This is a genomic window from Nocardia glycosmidis (assembly GCF_052545115.1).
In genome coordinates, this window is the sequence record NZ_JBQWRH010000015.1 from 24,137 (window position 1) to 41,706 (window position 17,570).

Here is a 17,570-nt window from a genome sequence, read left to right on the forward strand (position 1 = left end):
TCGCTCATCGCGGCGGCTCCTGTATCGCGGGTTCGATCGACGGGAACGGCGTGAGGTAGCTCTGCAAGTCGTTCGGCAGGTGCTGCGGCCACACCAGCGCGTCCACCAGCGGCTGTAGCGTCTTGCTCGCGGCGTTGACCACGTACGCCTGGAAATACGGACCGCTGCCGACCTGTTCGCCGAGCGCGGCGGCGAACGGGCCGAGCCCCGTCAGCGCATCGGCGATGTTCTGCTTGTTCCGCTGTAACAGCGCCAGCACCGAATTCAGCTTGTCCAGAGCGGGTTTCAGCTGCGCCTCGTTGTCGGCCACCAGACCGGACAACTGCTGGGCGAGTCCGTTGACGTAGACGATCAGCTGCCCGAGCGCGGTGCGCCGCCGATCCAGCTCGCCGAGCAACTCATTGCCGTCCAGCAGCAGCGCGTTGATCTGATTGCCCCGGTCGGCAAGGATTTTCGTCACGTTCTGCGCCCGCTGCAGCAGATCCGACAACGCCTGGTCGCGGGCGTTGATGCTGCGCGAGAGCGCCGTGACGCCATCGAGCGCCGAACGCAGCGGTGCGGGCGTGTCGGCGAACGCTGCCGAGAGTGCGTCAAGGGTCCGGTCCACCTGGTCCAGGTCCAAGCCGTGCACCGTGCCGGCCAGATCGCTCAATGCCTCGTTGAGCGAATACGGCGAGGTGGTGCGGTCCAGCGGAATGGTGTCGTCGACGCGCAGCGCGCCCGGACCGGACGGCGTGACCTCGAGCGACTTGCGCCCGAGCACCGTGTTGGTCTTGATCGCCGCCGAGGACTTCTCCCCCAGCACGATCGACTCCGCGAGGGTGAACCGGACGAGCACCTTCGCCCCATCCAGGCCGACCGCGTCGACCCGCCCGGACCGTACCCCCGCGACCTGGACCGGGTCGCCGGGCACCAAGCCGCCCGCGTCGGCGAAGTAGGCGGTGAACATGGCGCCGGAGCGAAGGAACGGAAGCCGGTCGAATTGCAGTGCCGACAGCACCACCGCCACCGCCAGCACGAGGCCGACGATGCCGATCGTGGTGGATGATCGCTGCTGGTTCATCGCTCGTCCGCGCACCTTCCGGTCGTCTGCGTCCCGGGCATGTTGATCTTCATCGTTTGTCCGTTCGGGCCGTCCACCAGGAAGTTCGTCTGACAGACGTAGAGCTGGAGGAAGGAGCCGTACGCGCCGACGCGAATCAGCTGGCGATAGGTCGACGGCAGCCGCTGCAGCACCCACTCGACGGTGTCGGACCCGGCGTCGAGGTTGCTGGCCAGGCGTCCGGTCTGCTCGATGGTGCCCCGCAGGTCGGGACGGGCCTGGGCGAGCAGGCCGGTGAGGTCGCCGGTGGCGCCGGCGATGCGCGGGATGGCGTCGCCGATCTGGTCGCGGTCGGCGGCCAATCCGCTGACCAGCCGCTGCAATTCGGCGATGGTCGTGGCGAACTGGTCGCCGCGCTGGTCGATGGTCCGCAACACCGCGTTCAGGTTGTCGATCACGCTGCCGATCAGCGCGTCCCGATCGGCCAGCGTCTGTGCGAACGACCCGCCGCTGTCGAGCAGCGCCACCAGCGTGCCACCTTGGCCCTGGAAGATCTGCAGCAGCGCGTTGGTCAGGTCGTTCACCTGGCCGGGGTCGAGGCCGCGCAGCAGTGGCCGGAACCCGCCGAGCAGCATATCCAGATCCAGTGCGGGCGAGGTCTGTTCCTTGTCGATGGTGCCGCCGGGATGCAGTACCCGATTCGAGCCGGGACCCTCGGACAGCTCGAGATAGCGGTCGCCGACCAGATTCTCGTACTTGATCGCCGCGCGCGTGCTGGTGAGCAGTCGATACTTTCGGTCGACGTCGAACTCGACATGCGCCAGATAGTCCGTGCCGACCCGTACCGAGCTGACCGAACCGACCGGCACACCGGCGATGCGCACCTTCGCGCCGGGCAGTATGCCGGAGGAATTGGTGAACACGGCGTGGTAGCCGTTCTCCGGCGCGAAACGCAGTTGACCGAACACGACCACAAGTCCGGCGAAGACCAGCGACATCACCAGGGTGAAGATGGCCAGTTTGACGGTTGTCGCGGTGTTTTTCACGGACGCGGCACCCCCGGCAGGCCGGCGAACAGGATCTGGAAGATCTTCGGCGGGTGCACCGTCAGCATGGTCGACGGTGTGTACACGTGTCCTTCCGAGGTATCGGTGACGACATAGTTCGCGTGGCTGCCCGGCACCCGGTCCAGCAAGCCTGCGCAGCGCGGACCGCCGGTCGCGTTGACCTTGGGCAGGTCCGCCGGATAGGTGTAGGGCTCGGCACCGTACATGAAGCCGGTGTTCAGCCCGACGCCCTCTTGCAGGCCGCCGAAGACCGCCTCGCCCAACGGAAGCGCCTTGCCGAGGCCGCCGATCAAGCAGAACAGCGCGGGCGCGTATTCCTCGAGCAGTCCGGTGGTCGGGCGCAGCAGATCGAGCGCCGTGACGAGCTGGCTCTCGTTGTCGCGCAGGACCGAACCGGTCGTGTCGGCCAGCCCGATGAGGTTGATCAGCACGCTGTCGAGATTGTCCTGCTCTTGGACCAGCGAATTGCTCGTGACCGTCGCGTTGCTCACGGTGCGCAGCAGGTCGGGCACCGTGTCCGCGTACAGGTTGGTAACGTCGCCGGTCTTCACCAGATCCTGTTGCAGCGCAGGCAGATACGGGTTGATCTCGCGCAGGTAGGCGTCGCTGCGCGCGAGCAGGTCGCCCAGCTGCTGTCCCCGGCCCTGCAGTGCGGTGCTCAGCGCGGACAGTGTCGCGTTCAGCTTCTCCGGCTCGATCTCGGCGAGCAGGTCGGACAGATGCTGGAACAGCGTGTTGAACTCGACGGTCACCCGCTGCGCGGTGACGGTCGCGCCCGGTTGCAGCGCCATGGGCGAAGGTTGCTGGGGGATAACGAAATTGACGTACTTCGCGCCGAAGACGGTGGTCGATCTGATGTCTACGTCCGCGTTCGACGGCACCAGCTTCAGCAACTCCGGATCGAGAGCCAGTTTCAGCCTGGCGCCCTGGCCGGTGTAGTCGACCGACTCGACGCGGCCGATCTCCACCCCGCGCACCTTCACCTTGGCATCCGGATTCAGGACCAGACCGCTGCGCGGCGCGTCGACCGTGACGGTGGCCGTGGGAGTGAACCCGCCGACGAACATGACCAGCGCGAGGGCCACGATCGCGACCACCGCCAGCACCAGCGCGGCGCCGGCCAGTTTCAGGCCGGGCCCGCCGCGCAGCGCCCGCCTGAGACGCCCTTGCGTGTGCTTCGATTCCGCCATATCGCTACCCGGAGAGATGGAAGTTGCCGGAGGTGCCGTAGATCGCCATCGAGATCAGCAGCGTCACCGTGACCACCGCGACCAGCGAGGTCCGCACCGCGTTCCCGACCGCGACACCGACGCCGACCGGCCCGCCCGCGGCGTGGTAGCCGTAGTAGGTGTGAATCATCATGACGGCCAAGGCCATGAAGATCGCCTGGGCGAATGACCAGAGGATGTCGCTCGGGATGAGAAAGGTCGAGAAGTAGTGGTCGTAGACACCCGCCGACTGCCCGTAGATCACCACGGTGGCGAACCTGCTCGCCAGGAACGAGGCGATTACCGCGAGCGCGTAGAGCGGCACGATCGCGATCATCCCGGCCAGGACGCGGGTACCGACCAGATACGGCACCGGCCGGATCGCCATCGACTCCAGCGCGTCGATCTCCTCGGCCACCCGCATCGCGCCCAGCTGTGCGGTGGAGCCGGCCCCGATGGTGGCGGCCAGACCGATGCCGGAGATGACCGGCGCCGCGATCCGGACGTTGATGAACGCCGCGAAGAAGCCGGTGAACGCCTCGACGCCGATGTTGCCCAGTGAGCTATAACCCTGCACCGCGATGGTGCCGCCGGCGAACAGCGTCAGGAACCCGACGATCACCACCGTGCCGCCGATTACCGCCAAAGCGCCGGTGCCCATGCTGATTTCGGCGATCAGCCGGATCGTCTCGGTGCGATAGTGCAGCAGCGCCCGCGGAACGGAGCCGAGCGCCTGCGCGTAGAACACCGCGTGCTTGCCCACCGAATCGAGCGAATCCGATATCCGGCGTACGCGCCGAACCGTCCGGGGAAAGCGGGATCGGACGACGAAGGCCATCGTGTCACCGCGCCGTGAACTCGAGGCCGACGGCGGTGACCACCACGTTCACGACGAACAAGGCCATAAAAGCGAAGACTACGGTCTGATTCACCGCATCACCGACACTTTTGGGCCCACCTCTGACATTCAGTCCCAGATAGCACGCGACCAGCCCGGCGATCAGCCCGAACAATCCGGCTTTCACCTCGGAAATGATCAGCTCGGGCAGGTGGGTGAGCAGCGTGATCCCATTGACGAACGCGCCGGGATCGACATCTTGCAGATATACCGAGAACAGAAATCCGCCGACGATGCCGATCGTGCAGACCAGGCTGTTGAGCATCAGGGCCACGAACATCGACGCGAGCACACGAGGCACGACCAGTCGGTGCACCGGATCGATACCAAGTACCCGCATCGCGTCGATTTCCTCGCGAATGGTGCGCGCGCCCAGGTCGGCACAGATCGCGGTGGCGCCTGCGCCCGCGACGATGAGCACGGTGACGATCGGCCCGACCTGGGTGACGGAGCCGAATGCCGCGCCGGCGCCGCTGAGGTCGGCCGCGCCGATCTCGCGCAACAAAATATTCAGTGTGAAGCTGACCAGAACGGTGAACGGAATGGCCACCAACACTGTCGGGGCGATCGATACGCGCGCGATGAACCAGGACTGATCGATGAACTCACGCCATTGAAAGGGCCGGCGCACGCTGGAACGCGCGACATCGGCGGTGAGTTCGAAGAATCCACCGACAGCCCGCACAGGCGCGGCAAGGACCTCGTTCATCCACGATCCTCCTTGCTCAACCGCCGTATGCGGCGCACGGTAAGCATCTCCACCGTGGCCGCATCGCCGGAACGATTAGAACATGTTCACCGTGTTCAAGGAAGCATTTTGCGCACTTTGAAGTGCATTTTCTCGGAAAATCGGCATATAAATTTGATACCGGTTTCACTCGATATGACCACACCGGTTGCGAGGTGTGACACAGCCCGTCCCTATGTCTACCAAGCGCTGATCCCATGATCAACGGCTGGACATTCGATCAGTGACGCGCCCGCGGCGAGCCGCCTGCGGTCACCCCAGCTCGACCAGCGAGGACGCCGAGAAGGTCCACCCGGAAGGACGAATGGCGAAGTACCCCCCCAGCGTGTCGGCCAGCGCCTCGGGCGACCACTGTCCATCGGCCGCGTCGAAACGGCTTTCGACGACCGGCGCCGCCATGAGTGCCACCATCCCCCCGTAGACGACGAACAATTGCCCATTCACCGCATCGGCCGCGGGCGAGGCGAGGTAGGCGACCAGCCGGGCCACATGATCGGGCGACAGCGGATCGACTTCTCCCTCTGGCGCGGGACTGAACACCGCCTCGGTCATCGCGGTTCGAGCGCGCGGCGCAATGGCATTGGCGCGCACGCCGTAGCGCGACAGCGCTCGTGCCGCCGAGAGAGTCAGCGCCGTGATACCCGCCTTAGCGGCGCCATAGTTGGCCTGCCCCTCCGGCCCGAGCAGGCCGGCTTCCGAGGAGGTATTGACCAGCCTGCCGTAGACCGGGGCACCCGCCCGCTTGGATTTGCCGCGCCAGTAGGCGGCAGCGTTGCGCGATAGCAGGAAATGGCCGCGCAGATGCACCGCGACCACCGTGTCGAAGTCCTCGTCGGACATGTTGAACAGCATGCGGTCGCGGGTGATACCGGCGTTGTTGACGACGATGTCGACCGATCCGAAGGATTCCTCCGCGGTGCGGATCAGCGCGTCGGCGGTGACTCGCTCGGCGACGTTGCCCGCGACGAACTCCGCCTCGGCGCCCAAAGCGCGGATCTCGGCCAGCATGTCGGCGACCGCGTCCGACTCCGCGAGGTCGTTGACCACCACCGCGGCGCCCGCCCGGGCCAGCGCGAGCGCTTCGGCGCGGCCGAGTCCGGCGCCGCCGCCGGTCACGATCGCCACTCGGCCGGCAAGGCTCAGATCATCGCTCACCCGGCCGACTTTAGAACGTGTTACATATTCGGGCAAGGGCCGCGATCACTGGAGCCGCAGTGCCGCCTTCGGGCACTGCGCGACCGCGTCCTCCACGGCGGCGAGGCGATCCTCGGGCACCTCGGCGCCGGCGATGTGCAGTACGTCTTCGTCATCGAGTTCGAACACGTCGGGGGCTATTCCGACACAGATTCCATTCGCTTCGCATTGGTCCGGATCGACACTGATCTTCATCGCAACTCCTTTACCACCGCGCTACTCGAAGCCTAACAAGCCGACCTGCTCCACCGGGCCGCCATCGGCGGGATTCCCCGGCAAATACTGGAACATGTTTCATTCCGTGTGCAATGATCGGGAGACCCCGATCCGCAAGCTCCGCCCGCTGACCATCCGCCAAGAGGTATTGCCATGCGCATCGCGTACACGTCGCAACAAGAGCAGCTGCGTGCGGAGCTGCGCGACTACTTCGCGCGGCTGATCACCCCGGAGCGCAGAGCGGCGCTCAGCGCGCAGACCGGTGAGTACGGACAGGGCAACGTCTATCGCGAGGTCGTCCAGGAGATGGGCCGGGACGGGTGGCTGGCGTTGGGCTGGCCCACGGAGTACGGCGGCCGGGACCGCTCGACGATGGACCAGTTGATCTTCACCGACGAAGCCGCGATCGCGGGCGCGCCGGTGCCGTTGCTGACCATCAACTCGGTCGCGCCGACGATCATGCAGTACGGCAGCGCGGAGCAGAAGAAGTTCTTCCTGCCCAGGATCGCAGCCGGGGAACTGCACTTTTCCATCGGCTACTCCGAGCCGGGCGCAGGCACCGACCTGGCCGCTCTGCGCACCACCGCGGTCCGCGACGGCGACGACTACGTGATCAACGGCCAGAAGATGTGGACCAGCCTGATCGCCTACGCCGACTACGTCTGGCTGGCGGTGCGCACCGACCCCACCGCCGAGAAGCACAGGGGCATCAGCATCCTCATCGTGCCGACCACTGCCGAAGGCTTCTCCTGGACCCCGGTACACACCATGGCGGGCCCGGACACCAGCGCGACGTACTACCAGGACGTCCGGGTGCCCGCGAGCGCGTTGGTCGGTCCGGAGAACGGCGGCTGGGCGCTGATCACCAACCAGCTCAATCACGAGCGCGTGGCGCTCACGTGCGCGGGGCCACTGGAATCGGCGCTGCACCAGACCATCGAGTGGGCGCGCACTACCAAGGCGAGCGACGGCTCCCGGGTGATCGACCGCGAGTGGGTGCGGCTCGACCTCGCCACGGTGCACGCGAAACTCGCCTACCTCAGACTGCTGAACTGGGAGATCGCCGGCCGGGCCGACACGGGCGGCGACGCGGCCCCGCGGCCGTGGGACGCCTCGACCTGCAAGGTGTACGGCACCGAGCTGGCCACCGAGGCCTATCGGCTGCTCATGGAGGTGCTCGGGCCGCAGGCGTATCTGTGCCAGGACTCCCCCGGCGCCGCACTGCGCGGGCGACTGGAGCGGATGCATCGCGCCGCACTCATCCTGACCTTCGGCGGCGGTACCAACGAGGTGCAGCGCGACATCATCGCCATGACCGCCCTCCGGCAGCCTGCCGCTGCCCGCTGAGCGAAAGCGATCAGACCACCATGAATTTCACCCCCACCGAAGCCCAACTCGATCTCGCCCGGCTCACCGGCGAGGTGTGCGGCAAGCTGGTGACCGCCGACCGGCTGCGCGAACTCGACACCGCCGGGGCGGGAACGAACACCGAGCGATTCGACCAGCCGCTGTGGCGTGCGCTGGCCGAGACCGGCGTGCTCGCGGCCGCCCTGCCGGAATCGGTCGGCGGCAGCGACCTGGGGCCGCTCGAACAGACTGCCATCCTGCAAGAACTGGGCAAGCACGTCGCGGCCGTGCCGTACCTGTGGTCGATCGTCCTCGGCGCGGGAGCGTTGGCCCGCTTCGGTGCTGCGGGGCAACGGGATCTGGCTACCCGGGCTGGTGCCGGTCAGATCATCCTGACCGTCGCCGCGGCCGAAGAGCGCAACTGGGAACCCGCCGCACCGACCACCACCGCGGTCGAGACCGGCGCGGGCTGGCGGCTGACCGGCGCCAAGACCACCGTGCCCTACGCCAACCGCGCCGAGCGAATCCTGGTGCCCGCCACGGCATCCGGCGCTATCGCGGTCTTCCTGGTCAACCCCGCGACGGCGATCGTGACGGCGCAGCAAGTCGTCGACCGCAGCCCGGAATTCGCAGTCGAACTCGCTGACACGCCCGGCGAAGTGATCGGCAGCGTCGCGGATGGCGCGCAGATCCTGGACTGGATTCTCACGCGCGCCTGGCTCGGACTGAGCGCCCTGCAGCTGGGCACCTTGACCCGGGCACTGGAGCTGGTCGCCGAATACGCCCGCGAGCGCGAGCAGTTCGGCAAGGCCCTGGGCAGCTTCCAGGCCGTCGCCCAGCGGCTCGCCGACGCGTACATCGACGTCCAGGGCCTGCGTCTGGTGACAACCCAGGCCGCCTGGTTGCTGTCGGAGGATCTGCCCGCGGCCGAGGCGGTGCACACCGCCAAATTCTGGGCCGCCCACGCGGGCCACCGCGTCGCGCACACCGTCGTCCACGTGCACGGCGGCGTCGGCATCGACCGCGATCACATCGTGCACCACTACTTCACCGCCGCCAAACACAACGAGTTCGCCCTCGGCGCGGGCACCGACCACCTGCGCGCGCTCGGCGCGCTACTAGCCGGGACCCCAGCCTGAACACGCCATCGCCGAGTGCACCGGATCGTGGACTATGGATGTGGATTTGCTCTGTTCAGCGTCGCGATTTTTTGCGCATCAACCTTCGAACTTCGCCAAATGTTCGGCGATCGAAGGTAGATCCAGCAGTCCCTGACACACGTCCAGAACGAACTGTTCGGCGTCATCGACATCGAAGTGCGGGTCGAGCCGATGACCGTTGATGTGCAGGAAAACCCAACTCGCGTACCACGCCAACCGCTTGTTGCCGTCTACCAAGCCGTGGTTGCGTCCGATCGATTCCATCAGCGCGGCGGCCTTCTGCCACACATCCGGATAGGCGTCCTGCCCGAACACGCTGGACTGGGGTCGGGATAGAGCTGAGTCGAGCAAACCATAGTCACGGACCACTGGAGTGCCCAGGCGCTCGGCCAGACGCAGTAGTTCGGCCAGCGTCAGATACTCCATCAGGCCAGCCTCCGGTTCAGCTCCTGACTGACTCGTAGGACGTGATCAGCGGCTTCGTTGAACAGCCTGGAATGCTCGTTGATCGCCCTGATGACGGCATCGTGGACGAACTGCTGCATACTGCGCCCCTCGGCCTCCGCGCGCTCCCGCAAAGCAGCCAGCTCGTCGTCGGAAAACCGAATGTTAAGACCAGCCATGGCCCGATGGTACCGCGTGGTACTGCGCGATACCGATCGATTTTCATGCAGACAGCGTCGACGTCAAGTAGCGCTGGAGGGTGTGCGGGAGCCGCAGCACGTAGCGGCACACTCTAACTGAACTACTTCAGAAGTCGAGGTAGAATGGGTGCATGGCCGAAAAGAGCTTCCCGTTCAGCGACCTGATTCGCAAGCAGACATCGGTCTTTCCCGCTCTGGCCGATGCCGATGTGATCCTGGAACGCCGCGACGCTGAGAATCTGGTGCTGTCTCGTTCGGAACGATTCGAGGCGAAAGAGACGGCGCTGCGCCTGCTCGCCCGAACTATCGCGATCATCGCCAGGTCCAACCGCGGCCTGGCGGAGGAAGTCTTCGCAGAAGAACTGCCCTGGTTGAAATGGCTGCCGGACACCGGTCGCGCCGAGGCGGCCGCTGAACTGTTGGATCAGTTGATCGCCGGAGCCGACACCGGCCTGTTCACTCCGTTCGCTCGGGACCTCGTCGCCTGGCAGCACACAGCCGAGATCTATGCTCAGCCGGAACTGGCACATCGACTGACCGGACCGTTCGACCCGGCGGACTTCAGCGAGGTATCCCGCCCGGGACATGCGGAATGAAACTCCACAGAGGCGACGAGGTTCCGCGCCCCAACCCCTGGCGAGTTGTCGTGCACAGTCTGAACGCGGCGCGCGGATGGGCCGATTTACTCGCCCAAGCACCCGGCAACCTCGATCGAGCCTGGGTCGATATCACCAGCGACCCACGCAGCGCCGCGAATCCTTCCCGGCAGCATCGATTGAAATTCGACCTGAAATCGGTCAAGCTCGGCGGTGCGGAGTTGGAGCAGTGGCAGTACGAGATCACCGGTGGCGGCCGGATATGGTACGCGATCGATGACGCCAACCGAATTTTGTACTTGACCCTCGCCGGAACCGGGCATCCGAGGAAGACCGATCGTCAACGCTGACACCAGGGGGCACGCCGGATGCCCTGGTCGGGCCGTCGCCCGGGACGCGGGGCCCGCCCATCGGTCGGCTATTTCGAATTCGCCTCGGGATTATCGTCCGCAGGACGGGCCTGGGTTTGCTCCTTGGCCCAGCGGTAGTCGGGTTTGCCCGCGGGCGAGCGTTTGATTTCGTCGACGAACCACAGGCTGCGCGGTTGCTTGTAGGACGCGATCTCTCGAGTGAGCAGTGGGCGCAGCTCCTCCAGGGTCGGTCGCTTCTCGCCACGGCACTGCACGACCGCGACCACCCGCTGGCCCCAGCGTTCGTCCTCGATGCCGAGCACGAGCGCGTCGAAGATCTCCGGGTGCGTCTTGAGCGCGCCTTCGACCTCCTCCGGGTAGATCTTCTCGCCGCCGCTGTTGATGCTGGCCGAGCCGCGGCCGAGCATCGTGACCGTGCCGTCTTCCTCGACCCTGGCGAAATCGCCGGGGATGGCGTAGCGAATGCCGTTGAACTCCTTGAAGGTCGCCGCGGTCTTCGCTGCGTCCTTGTAGTAGCCGAGCGGGATGTGCCCGTGCCGCGCCAGGACGCCGACAGCCCCGGAGCCGGGCTGGACCGGATTGCCGTGCTCGTCGAGCACTTCGGTGGACGCGTCGATCTTCACCCGGGGGCCTCCGGTGTGCGTCGCGCCCTTCGCCACGATGGAAAGACCGCCGAAACCGGTCTCCGACGAGCCGATCGAATCGGAGATCATCCGGTTCGGCAACAACTCGAGGAATTGGTCCTTGAGCGCGGGCGAGAACAGCGCCGCACTGCTGGCCAGCACGTACAAACTCGAAAGATCATAGGGCTGACCGGTTTCCGGATTGCCTTCGAGCAGCGCGTCCAGCATCGGGCGCGCCATCGCGTCGCCGGTGATGAAGATCAGATTGACCTTGTGCTGGTCGATCGCCTGCCACACGCCGTGCCCGGAGAACTCGGGGAGCAGCACCGCCTTGCCCCCGCCGAACAGGCTGTGGAACGTCGCCCATTGTGCGCCGCCGTGGATCATCGGCGGAATCGGGAACCGCACCATGGGTGGGCTGCCCGCGCCGACCTTCGCCAATTCCCACTCGTCCTGGACGTACTCGCCGGTGACGAAGTTGATGCCCGCGCCGAGTACGCGCCACACATCCTCCTGGCGCCACATCACGCCTTTGGGCTTGCCGGTGGTGCCACCGGTGTAGAGCAGGTACAGGTCGTCCGGGGAGCGCGGGCCGAAGTCGCGCTCACCTGCGGCTCCCGCGAGCGCCGCCTCGTATTCCACCGAATCCGCCGCGGTCGCCACAGTGCCGGTCGTATCGTCGTCCACGACGATGACGGTGCGTAGCTTCGGGGTATTCGGGCCCACCGCGGCGACCTTGTCGCTGTAGCGACGCTCGTGGATCAGCGCGACCATGTCCGAGTTGTCGAAGATGTATTGCAACTCGTTCTCGACATATCGGTAGTTCACGTTGACCATCACGGCGCGCGCCTTGAAGATCGCGACCATCGCCTCGACGGCCGCGATCGTGTTGCGCGCGTAGATGCCCACCTTGTCGCCCGGCATAATTCCATGTTCTTGCAGGTAGTGAGCAAGTTTATTGGCCCGCTCCTCCAACTGGGCATAGCTGACCTCGTGGCCCTCGCCGGCTAGCGCGACACGATCGGGCATCAGGTCGACGGCGTGTTCGACGAGGTCCGCTATGTTGTAGCTCACAGCCATAAAAATAGAACGTGTTACTGTTTCTGACAAGGCTCGAAGTCAGGAGATCAGCGATGTCGCACTGCCTCGTCGAGAAGCGCGACCAGATACTCGTCGTCACCATGAACCGGCCACGGGTGCGCAACGCGCTGTCGGCGGAGATGATGGCGATCATGAAAGACGCCTGGGACCAGGTGGACAACGATCCCGATATCCGGGTGGCGATCCTGACCGGCGCGGGCGGCGCGTTCTGCGCCGGCGCGGATCTCACGGCGATGACCGCCCGGCACCCCGGCGACTCGTTCGCGGACGGTGGCTGGGATCTGTCCAAGATCGAGGCGCTGCTCAAGGGCCGCAGACTGACCAAGCCGCTCATCGCGGCGGTCGAGGGCCCCGCCATCGCGGGCGGCACCGAGATCCTGCAGGGCACCGACATCCGCGTGGCCGGCGAAAGCGCGAAATTCGGTGTGTCGGAAGCACGTTGGGGCCTGTTCCCGCTGGGCGGCTCGGCGGTGCGACTGGTCCGCCAGATCCCCTACACCGTCGCCGCGGACATCCTGCTCACCGGACGGCACATCACAGCGGCGGAGGCCAAGCAGATCGGCCTGATCGGGCACGTGGTGCCGGACGGGACGGCGTTGGACAAGGCCCTGGAACTCGCCGGGCAGATCGCCGCCAACGGCCCGCTCGCAGTGCAGGCGATCCTGCGCACCATTCGGGCAACCGAGGCCATGCCCGAAGAGGACGCCTTCCGGATCGACGCCGAACTCGGCATGGCGGTGTTCCGCTCGGCCGACGCCAAAGAGGGCCCGAAGGCGTTCGCGGAAAAGCGCAAGCCCTCTTTCACCGGAAGTTGATTTCACCGGAAGTTGACCCGCCCCGCGCGAGCGCACGGCCCGGCGCGAGCTCAACGCCCCGGTGCGGGCGCACTGGCTTGCGCGCGTGCACCAAGGGCGACCCCGCGCCGGGCTCAGTTCGCGCCCGGGTAGTTCATCCAGAACGGCTCCCACTGGTGACCGTCCGGATCGATGAACGATCGGCCGTGCATCCCGACCTGCGCCTCCTGCGCACGCTTGTCCTCGTTCACCTCTTCGGTCGCACCGGCGGCCAGCGCGGTGGCGGTGAGGCTGTCGACCTCCGCGGCGCTGCCGAGCGACAACGCGTACGTGGCATTGATCGCCGCCTTCGTGTCGGCCAGCGGCCGCTTACTGAAGGCGGTGAAGAAATCCTTGGTGAGCAGCATCAGGCAGATGTTGTCGTCGACCACGATGCAGGCTGCGTTGTCGTCGGTGAACTCTTGGTTCACCTTCCAGCCCAGCGCCTCGTAAAAGGTCTTCGACCGGTTCAGGTCGGCGACCGGGAGATTGATGAAGATCATCTTGCTGCTCATGGGCCTGTTCCTTTCGAGCGGATTCGTCCGTGTCACTGGATATGACGGACCCCGGACCGCCGACTCATCGGCACAGCCCAAGTGACACGCCCCACACCGCGCGCAGGTTTAATGATCTTGATCCGCTCGAGCTGGAGACCTGTTGCGTGTCGGTGGCCTGTGGCATGGTGACCCCATGAACGACTCGTCCGGCTCCACCGCCGGCCTCGCTGCCAATGCGCTCGCCTCGTTCGAGATCCATCGCAGAGAGCTGTGCGCGTACGCCTACCGCATGCTCGGGTCCTCCTTCGAAGCCGAAGACGCGGTGCAAGAGACCTTCACCCGCGCATGGAAGTCCTATGCCTCGTTCGAGGGGCGGGCCAGTCTCCGATCCTGGCTGTACAAGATCACCACGAACGTCTGCCTCGACATGCTCGACGGCCCGCAGCGCCGGGCTCGGCCGATGGATCTGTCCGGTCCGTCGCGGCCGGATTCGCCGCTGCCCGCGGCGCAGCCGGACTACGTCTGGATCGAGCCGATCCCGAACGCGCTGGCTTTCGGCGCCGATCCGGCCGACCATGCCAGCGCCAAGGACACGCTGCGCCTGGCTTTCGTCGCCGCCTGCCAGCACTTGCCCGCCACCCAGCGCGCGATCCTGATCATGCGCGAGGTACTGCGGTTCTCCGCCAACGAGACCGCCGCGGCACTCACGATGACGTCCGCGTCGGTGAACAGCGCGCTGCAGCGCGCACGGGCCACCATGTCCAAGGTGCAGCCCACCACCACCGACACCTACGACGAGACCGACGAGGACCAGCGCAGACTGGTGGACAGCTTCGTCAAGGCATTCGAAGCCTACGACATGGACACCCTCACATCCCTGCTGAAAGCGGATGTGGCGCTGTCCATGCCGCCGATCGAGCTATGGATCTCGGGCCCGGAAAACGTGGCCGCGTTCATGCTCGGCACCGGAAGCGCCTGCCGCGATTCGCGACTGGTCCGGCTGGAAGGCGCCAACGGTCTGCCCGCCTTCGGCCACTACAAGCCCGGCACCGAGCCGGGCCGGTGGGTGCCGTGGTCGATCACGGTGCTGGAACTAGACGGCGACACCATCGCCGGCCTGAACTTCTTCCTCGACACCGAAAAACTCTTCCCACTCTTCGGCCTCGCCCCGGAATTGCGCGAACGCACCTGACCCCGGGGCGTCCTTCGCGGTAGTTGCCAAGGGCGGCGTCATCGACCGGCGCCAGGAGGCGCGGGCGTTTCAGCGCGCTACCACCTCGAAAAGCGTCGCGTGGTGAATATTCAGTTCAGCGATATCGACGTGCATCGTGTATTCGCCAGGTTCCAAGCGCGGGAAGGTGGCGAACCACGTCATCGACGCCAGATCTTCGGCACCGGCGATCATCGGATACGGCAAGGTGGCCCCCTCCCGCGAGAAGGTCACAACTACCGATCGCTGCAACCGGACGACCACGTCAACCGGCAGCGGAAACGAATTCTCCTCCGGTTCAACAGCTTCGATGATGATCGCGAAGTAGGTTCGCGAAAGACCTTGGATGAGCCCGCCATGCCAGATTCGAACATCGTTGTCGACATGGATGACGGCCGGAGCAGCCAAGGTGAGAGACATCATCGCAGGCTACAACCCACGGTGACACCCGCACGCCAACTGCCCGGTTGATCGCCCAGATCATGTTTCCTGCCGTTGGTGTCCTCGATCCATCCAGTCAGGGACATGCTCCAACTGCTGTTGTTGTTGTTCACGCACGGCACCGAAACCGCCGACACGGCGGGAGAAGACGAGACGCCGCTACGCGTCGACCGCCCGGCTGCGTTATTCCCGGAATAGGCCGCCACTGTCAAGCTGTAGCCCACCGGCGCGGTACAGACGAAGTTGATTCCGTACCACACAGCCGTTCCGGTGCCGTGTGCGGTGATTTCCGGCGTGATCCACGTCGAGGTGCATCCATGCGGGCCGGCCAGAGCTGACGCGGTGGGAGCGGGCATGAGTCCGATAAATGCGAATGACGTGCTGAGCGCGGCAATCATCAATGAGGGTGTGATCTTCATGGGTACTTCCTTCCAACATCGGTGACCGCCCCGAAGAAACGATCGCTTGTTATGCCAGGGGGCGGCCCTTCCCGCGCCCGACCGGTGACCGTCGGAGAGGAGAAATGCGCGCGGGAAGTTCAGATGGGCTGCTCAGTGCATGCGTGACGAGTCCGGGTACGTACGTGAGGTGTCCGGCACCATGTGTCCGGCGTCGATCAACGTCTGCCGTGCCGCTGCCTTGCGGGGGCATGCGTCGGTGCGGCATCCGCGATGCCTCTGCATGGTTCGATGCGCTTCAGACACACTCAGCGGACGATCGGGCGCCTCATGCGGCCAGCCAGTCGGCCATAGGCCCGTGTCGGCGAGTTCGGCCTGCCCGGCGCGGATACGGTCACGTCGGCGTTCGGCGCGCCACTCGGCTTGTACGCGGTCGATGATCGCCTGCGGCGATGTGTCGTCCGGTTCGGCTTCCCTCCACCAGTTGAACGCCACTTCGTCACCCCTGTCTGTTGCGTTTCGTTGGTGTGCACCCGCAGCCGGGGAGTCGATGAAGGACACCGCATCAACCCGGCGGCGGGGCTGTTCTCAGACTCGCTGGTATCAGACGGTTGATCGACTGCGCGCCATGGGGAATGTGGTGGGAAGATGGTGGGAAGGTTGGCCGCGCGCAACGGGTGGTATCTATCCTCGGGATAGGTCCAGAAGAGAGGCCGATACCCCGTGACCGGACGGAATGACCTGCTCATCGAGGCGCGGTTGAGGGTGGAATCGCCCGGTTCGCCTGGCCATTCGATGACTCGCCAAGAACTGGCGAACGCCGTCAACGATCATGTATTCCGGGCAACCAACAATCGGGGTGCCGTGGACGAGCGGCACGTCGGCAAATGGGAGCGAGGCGAAACAACGTGGCCGCGAAAGCACTACCGCGCGGCACTGCGGGCAATACTGAACGTTGCAAGCGATGCCGAGTTGGGATTCGCCCGGCGTCAGCATTTGTCGGATAACGAGGACGTGAACCGAAAGCAGTTCCTACAGAGCGCGCTCGCCGCGAGTGCGGGCGCGGTGCTGGCGAATGTCGCACCCACCGATGGCGAGTTGATCGAGGCGATAGCCGGGCCGACCAGCCACTACCGACGTATGGAGTCGTCGATACCATCCGATCGACTGCACCCCGCAGTCGAGGCGCATTTGAGCCTGGTTACCAGTATCGTCTGCGATCAGCTGCGAACATCGAGCGGCTTCCGTGTGCTGTCTGAGGTCGCCGGGCTGGCAGCGTGGTTGGCCGCCGACCGGGGCGACGATGCAACAGCGCGGCGGCGGTACACGGAGGCGATACGGCACGCCGAACGCACCCACCATCCTCTACTTGTCGCGTACATGACTGCCTCGCTCGGGCATTACGCCGTCGAAACCGGCGACGGGCGAGCCGGGCTCAAACTCCTGCGTACAGCCTCGGCGCAGATGGGCACCGAAGTGCCGGATAGTGCGAGCGCCTGGTTGGCCTCACTGCTTGCCGTGGCGAACGCAGCCACGGGTGACAGAAAGAGCGCCGTTGCCGAGCTCAATCGCGCTGAGCGGCTGGCCGCCCGCCAGCGTGGCGAACCGCAATGGCCGTGGGTATTCGTCTTCGACGGGCCGAAGGCCGCGCGATACCGGGCCAGCACCCTCGCCCGGCTCGGGGACCACCGTTCGGCTCGGGCGGCGTTCGCTGCCGCTGAATCCGCGTTGAGCGTCGCCAAGCCGCGCGCCCTGGCTCAGGTCGAGCACGCGCACGTGCTTGCACGCAGCGGCGATGTCGAGGGCGGTTGCGCGCTCGCCGCTGAGGCGTTGGCCGTTGGACTGCGCTATCGCAGCGAGCGGATTACTAGGCTGGCCCGAGATTTTCGGGCTAGTCTGCCGACTCGGACCGATGAAGCGCGACACCTGGACGATGCGCTGGCCACTCTCTACAGACGGGACGATCTATGACGCGC

The 17,570-nt window shown here is 65.8% G+C and carries 20 protein-coding genes; 7 read left to right on the top strand and 13 right to left on the bottom strand.

Annotated elements, in window-relative coordinates:
• Positions 1-4: 4 nt before the first annotated feature.
• The 7 genes from ACT86A_RS19175 to ACT86A_RS19205 form a co-directional block, all read right to left on the bottom strand.
• On the bottom strand, positions 5-1,063 hold the full coding sequence (locus tag ACT86A_RS19175; RefSeq protein ID WP_445093536.1) for an MCE family protein: 1,059 nt from the start codon (positions 1,061-1,063) through the stop codon (positions 5-7).
• Positions 1,060-2,088: an MCE family protein gene (locus ACT86A_RS19180; protein ID WP_445093537.1), complete on the bottom strand. Its 1,029-nt coding sequence runs from the start codon at positions 2,086-2,088 to the stop codon at positions 1,060-1,062. Before ACT86A_RS19180 ends, ACT86A_RS19175 begins: the two co-directional genes overlap by 4 nt.
• Positions 2,085-3,299, bottom strand: a complete 1,215-nt coding sequence (locus ACT86A_RS19185; RefSeq protein ID WP_445093538.1) for an MCE family protein — start codon at positions 3,297-3,299, stop codon at positions 2,085-2,087. The genes ACT86A_RS19180 and ACT86A_RS19185 overlap by 4 nt, the downstream gene beginning before the upstream one ends.
• A 4-nt stretch (positions 3,300-3,303) precedes the next feature.
• Positions 3,304-4,155, bottom strand: a complete 852-nt coding sequence (locus ACT86A_RS19190) for an MlaE family ABC transporter permease (protein WP_445093539.1) — start codon at positions 4,153-4,155, stop codon at positions 3,304-3,306.
• Positions 4,156-4,159: 4 nt separating this feature from the next.
• Positions 4,160-4,924 (bottom strand): MlaE family ABC transporter permease, encoded by a 765-nt coding sequence (locus ACT86A_RS19195; RefSeq protein ID WP_445093540.1) that lies wholly within the window; start codon positions 4,922-4,924, stop codon positions 4,160-4,162.
• Positions 4,925-5,215: 291 nt separating this feature from the next.
• Positions 5,216-6,118, bottom strand: a complete 903-nt coding sequence (locus tag ACT86A_RS19200) for a 3-oxoacyl-ACP reductase (RefSeq protein WP_445093541.1) — start codon at positions 6,116-6,118, stop codon at positions 5,216-5,218.
• 45 nt (positions 6,119-6,163) lie between these two features.
• Complete coding sequence (locus ACT86A_RS19205) at positions 6,164-6,352, bottom strand: ferredoxin (protein WP_445093542.1); 189 nt, start codon at positions 6,350-6,352, stop codon at positions 6,164-6,166.
• A 174-nt stretch (positions 6,353-6,526) separates the two neighbouring features.
• On the opposite strand from ACT86A_RS19205, the gene ACT86A_RS19210 reads away from it, so the two are divergent.
• Together ACT86A_RS19210 and ACT86A_RS19215 are read left to right on the top strand one after the other, a co-directional pair.
• Positions 6,527-7,720 carry an acyl-CoA dehydrogenase family protein gene (locus ACT86A_RS19210; RefSeq protein ID WP_445093543.1) on the top strand — a complete coding sequence of 398 codons (1,194 nt, stop codon included), beginning with the start codon at positions 6,527-6,529 and terminating at the stop codon, positions 7,718-7,720.
• A 20-nt stretch (positions 7,721-7,740) separates the two neighbouring features.
• Positions 7,741-8,859, top strand: coding sequence for an acyl-CoA dehydrogenase family protein (locus tag ACT86A_RS19215; RefSeq protein WP_445093544.1), 1,119 nt, complete (start codon positions 7,741-7,743; stop codon positions 8,857-8,859).
• Between the two features lie 78 nt (positions 8,860-8,937).
• On the opposite strand, the gene ACT86A_RS19220 is transcribed toward ACT86A_RS19215, so the two are convergent.
• Together ACT86A_RS19220 and ACT86A_RS19225 are read right to left on the bottom strand one after the other, a co-directional pair.
• The gene (locus ACT86A_RS19220) at positions 8,938-9,309 is read right to left on the bottom strand and encodes a type II toxin-antitoxin system death-on-curing family toxin (protein WP_445093676.1); all 372 of its coding nucleotides are present in this window, start codon (positions 9,307-9,309) and stop codon (positions 8,938-8,940) included.
• On the bottom strand, positions 9,306-9,503 hold the full coding sequence (locus tag ACT86A_RS19225; protein ID WP_445093545.1) for a YlcI/YnfO family protein: 198 nt from the start codon (positions 9,501-9,503) through the stop codon (positions 9,306-9,308). Before ACT86A_RS19225 ends, ACT86A_RS19220 begins: the two co-directional genes overlap by 4 nt.
• A gap of 152 nt (positions 9,504-9,655) precedes the next feature.
• On the opposite strand from ACT86A_RS19225, the gene ACT86A_RS19230 reads away from it, so the two are divergent.
• Together ACT86A_RS19230 and ACT86A_RS19235 are read left to right on the top strand one after the other, a co-directional pair.
• Positions 9,656-10,120, top strand: coding sequence for a hypothetical protein (locus ACT86A_RS19230; RefSeq protein ID WP_445093546.1), 465 nt, complete (start codon positions 9,656-9,658; stop codon positions 10,118-10,120).
• Positions 10,117-10,470 (top strand): hypothetical protein, encoded by a 354-nt coding sequence (locus ACT86A_RS19235; protein ID WP_445093547.1) that lies wholly within the window; start codon positions 10,117-10,119, stop codon positions 10,468-10,470. The genes ACT86A_RS19230 and ACT86A_RS19235 overlap by 4 nt, the downstream gene beginning before the upstream one ends.
• Positions 10,471-10,538: 68 nt before the next feature.
• Here the strand turns inward: ACT86A_RS19235 and ACT86A_RS19240 are convergent, their stop codons facing one another.
• Positions 10,539-12,188: an acyl-CoA synthetase gene (locus tag ACT86A_RS19240; RefSeq protein ID WP_445093548.1), complete on the bottom strand. Its 1,650-nt coding sequence runs from the start codon at positions 12,186-12,188 to the stop codon at positions 10,539-10,541.
• Between the two features lie 59 nt (positions 12,189-12,247).
• Between ACT86A_RS19240 and ACT86A_RS19245 the strand changes: the two genes are divergently transcribed.
• Positions 12,248-13,030, top strand: coding sequence for a crotonase/enoyl-CoA hydratase family protein (locus ACT86A_RS19245; protein ID WP_445093549.1), 783 nt, complete (start codon positions 12,248-12,250; stop codon positions 13,028-13,030).
• Between the two features lie 113 nt (positions 13,031-13,143).
• On the opposite strand, the gene ACT86A_RS19250 is transcribed toward ACT86A_RS19245, so the two are convergent.
• Positions 13,144-13,563 carry a VOC family protein gene (locus ACT86A_RS19250; RefSeq protein WP_445093550.1) on the bottom strand — a complete coding sequence of 140 codons (420 nt, stop codon included), beginning with the start codon at positions 13,561-13,563 and terminating at the stop codon, positions 13,144-13,146.
• Positions 13,564-13,738: 175 nt separating this feature from the next.
• Here ACT86A_RS19250 and ACT86A_RS19255 point away from each other — a divergent pair, with 175 nt between their 5' ends.
• Positions 13,739-14,737 carry a sigma-70 family RNA polymerase sigma factor gene (locus ACT86A_RS19255; RefSeq protein ID WP_445093551.1) on the top strand — a complete coding sequence of 333 codons (999 nt, stop codon included), beginning with the start codon at positions 13,739-13,741 and terminating at the stop codon, positions 14,735-14,737.
• Positions 14,738-14,806: 69 nt separating this feature from the next.
• Here ACT86A_RS19255 and ACT86A_RS19260 read toward each other — a convergent pair whose 3' ends face one another.
• Complete coding sequence (locus tag ACT86A_RS19260; RefSeq protein WP_445093552.1) at positions 14,807-15,175, bottom strand: hypothetical protein; 369 nt, start codon at positions 15,173-15,175, stop codon at positions 14,807-14,809.
• A complete protein-coding gene (locus ACT86A_RS19265; RefSeq protein ID WP_445093553.1) occupies positions 15,175-15,615 on the bottom strand; it encodes a hypothetical protein in 441 nt (146 codons plus the stop codon). The genes ACT86A_RS19260 and ACT86A_RS19265 overlap by 1 nt, the downstream gene beginning before the upstream one ends.
• A gap of 702 nt (positions 15,616-16,317) precedes the next feature.
• Here ACT86A_RS19265 and ACT86A_RS19270 point away from each other — a divergent pair.
• Positions 16,318-17,565, top strand: a complete 1,248-nt coding sequence (locus tag ACT86A_RS19270) for an NsdA family TPR-like regulatory protein (protein ID WP_445093554.1) — start codon at positions 16,318-16,320, stop codon at positions 17,563-17,565.
• The last annotated feature ends 5 nt before the right edge of the window (positions 17,566-17,570 follow it).

What these genes read in the sequence shown, in the direction of transcription:
- ACT86A_RS19265 (WP_445093553.1), bottom strand. Translation starts at nt 15,615, where the DNA reads ATGAAGATCACACCCTCATTGATGATTGCCGCGCTCAGCACGTCATTC.
- ACT86A_RS19255 (WP_445093551.1), top strand. Translation starts at nt 13,739, where the DNA reads ATGAACGACTCGTCCGGCTCCACCGCCGGCCTCGCTGCCAATGCGCTC.
- ACT86A_RS19190 (WP_445093539.1), bottom strand. Translation starts at nt 4,155, where the DNA reads ATGGCCTTCGTCGTCCGATCCCGCTTTCCCCGGACGGTTCGGCGCGTA.
- ACT86A_RS19250 (WP_445093550.1), bottom strand. Translation starts at nt 13,563, where the DNA reads ATGAGCAGCAAGATGATCTTCATCAATCTCCCGGTCGCCGACCTGAAC.
- ACT86A_RS19230 (WP_445093546.1), top strand. Translation starts at nt 9,656, where the DNA reads ATGGCCGAAAAGAGCTTCCCGTTCAGCGACCTGATTCGCAAGCAGACA.
- ACT86A_RS19195 (WP_445093540.1), bottom strand. Translation starts at nt 4,924, where the DNA reads ATGAACGAGGTCCTTGCCGCGCCTGTGCGGGCTGTCGGTGGATTCTTC.
- ACT86A_RS19215 (WP_445093544.1), top strand. Translation starts at nt 7,741, where the DNA reads ATGAATTTCACCCCCACCGAAGCCCAACTCGATCTCGCCCGGCTCACC.
- ACT86A_RS19260 (WP_445093552.1), bottom strand. Translation starts at nt 15,175, where the DNA reads ATGTCTCTCACCTTGGCTGCTCCGGCCGTCATCCATGTCGACAACGAT.
- ACT86A_RS19245 (WP_445093549.1), top strand. Translation starts at nt 12,248, where the DNA reads ATGTCGCACTGCCTCGTCGAGAAGCGCGACCAGATACTCGTCGTCACC.
- ACT86A_RS19225 (WP_445093545.1), bottom strand. Translation starts at nt 9,503, where the DNA reads ATGGCTGGTCTTAACATTCGGTTTTCCGACGACGAGCTGGCTGCTTTG.
- ACT86A_RS19175 (WP_445093536.1), bottom strand. Translation starts at nt 1,063, where the DNA reads ATGAACCAGCAGCGATCATCCACCACGATCGGCATCGTCGGCCTCGTG.
- ACT86A_RS19185 (WP_445093538.1), bottom strand. Translation starts at nt 3,299, where the DNA reads ATGGCGGAATCGAAGCACACGCAAGGGCGTCTCAGGCGGGCGCTGCGC.
- ACT86A_RS19205 (WP_445093542.1), bottom strand. Translation starts at nt 6,352, where the DNA reads ATGAAGATCAGTGTCGATCCGGACCAATGCGAAGCGAATGGAATCTGT.
- ACT86A_RS19210 (WP_445093543.1), top strand. Translation starts at nt 6,527, where the DNA reads ATGCGCATCGCGTACACGTCGCAACAAGAGCAGCTGCGTGCGGAGCTG.
- ACT86A_RS19235 (WP_445093547.1), top strand. Translation starts at nt 10,117, where the DNA reads ATGAAACTCCACAGAGGCGACGAGGTTCCGCGCCCCAACCCCTGGCGA.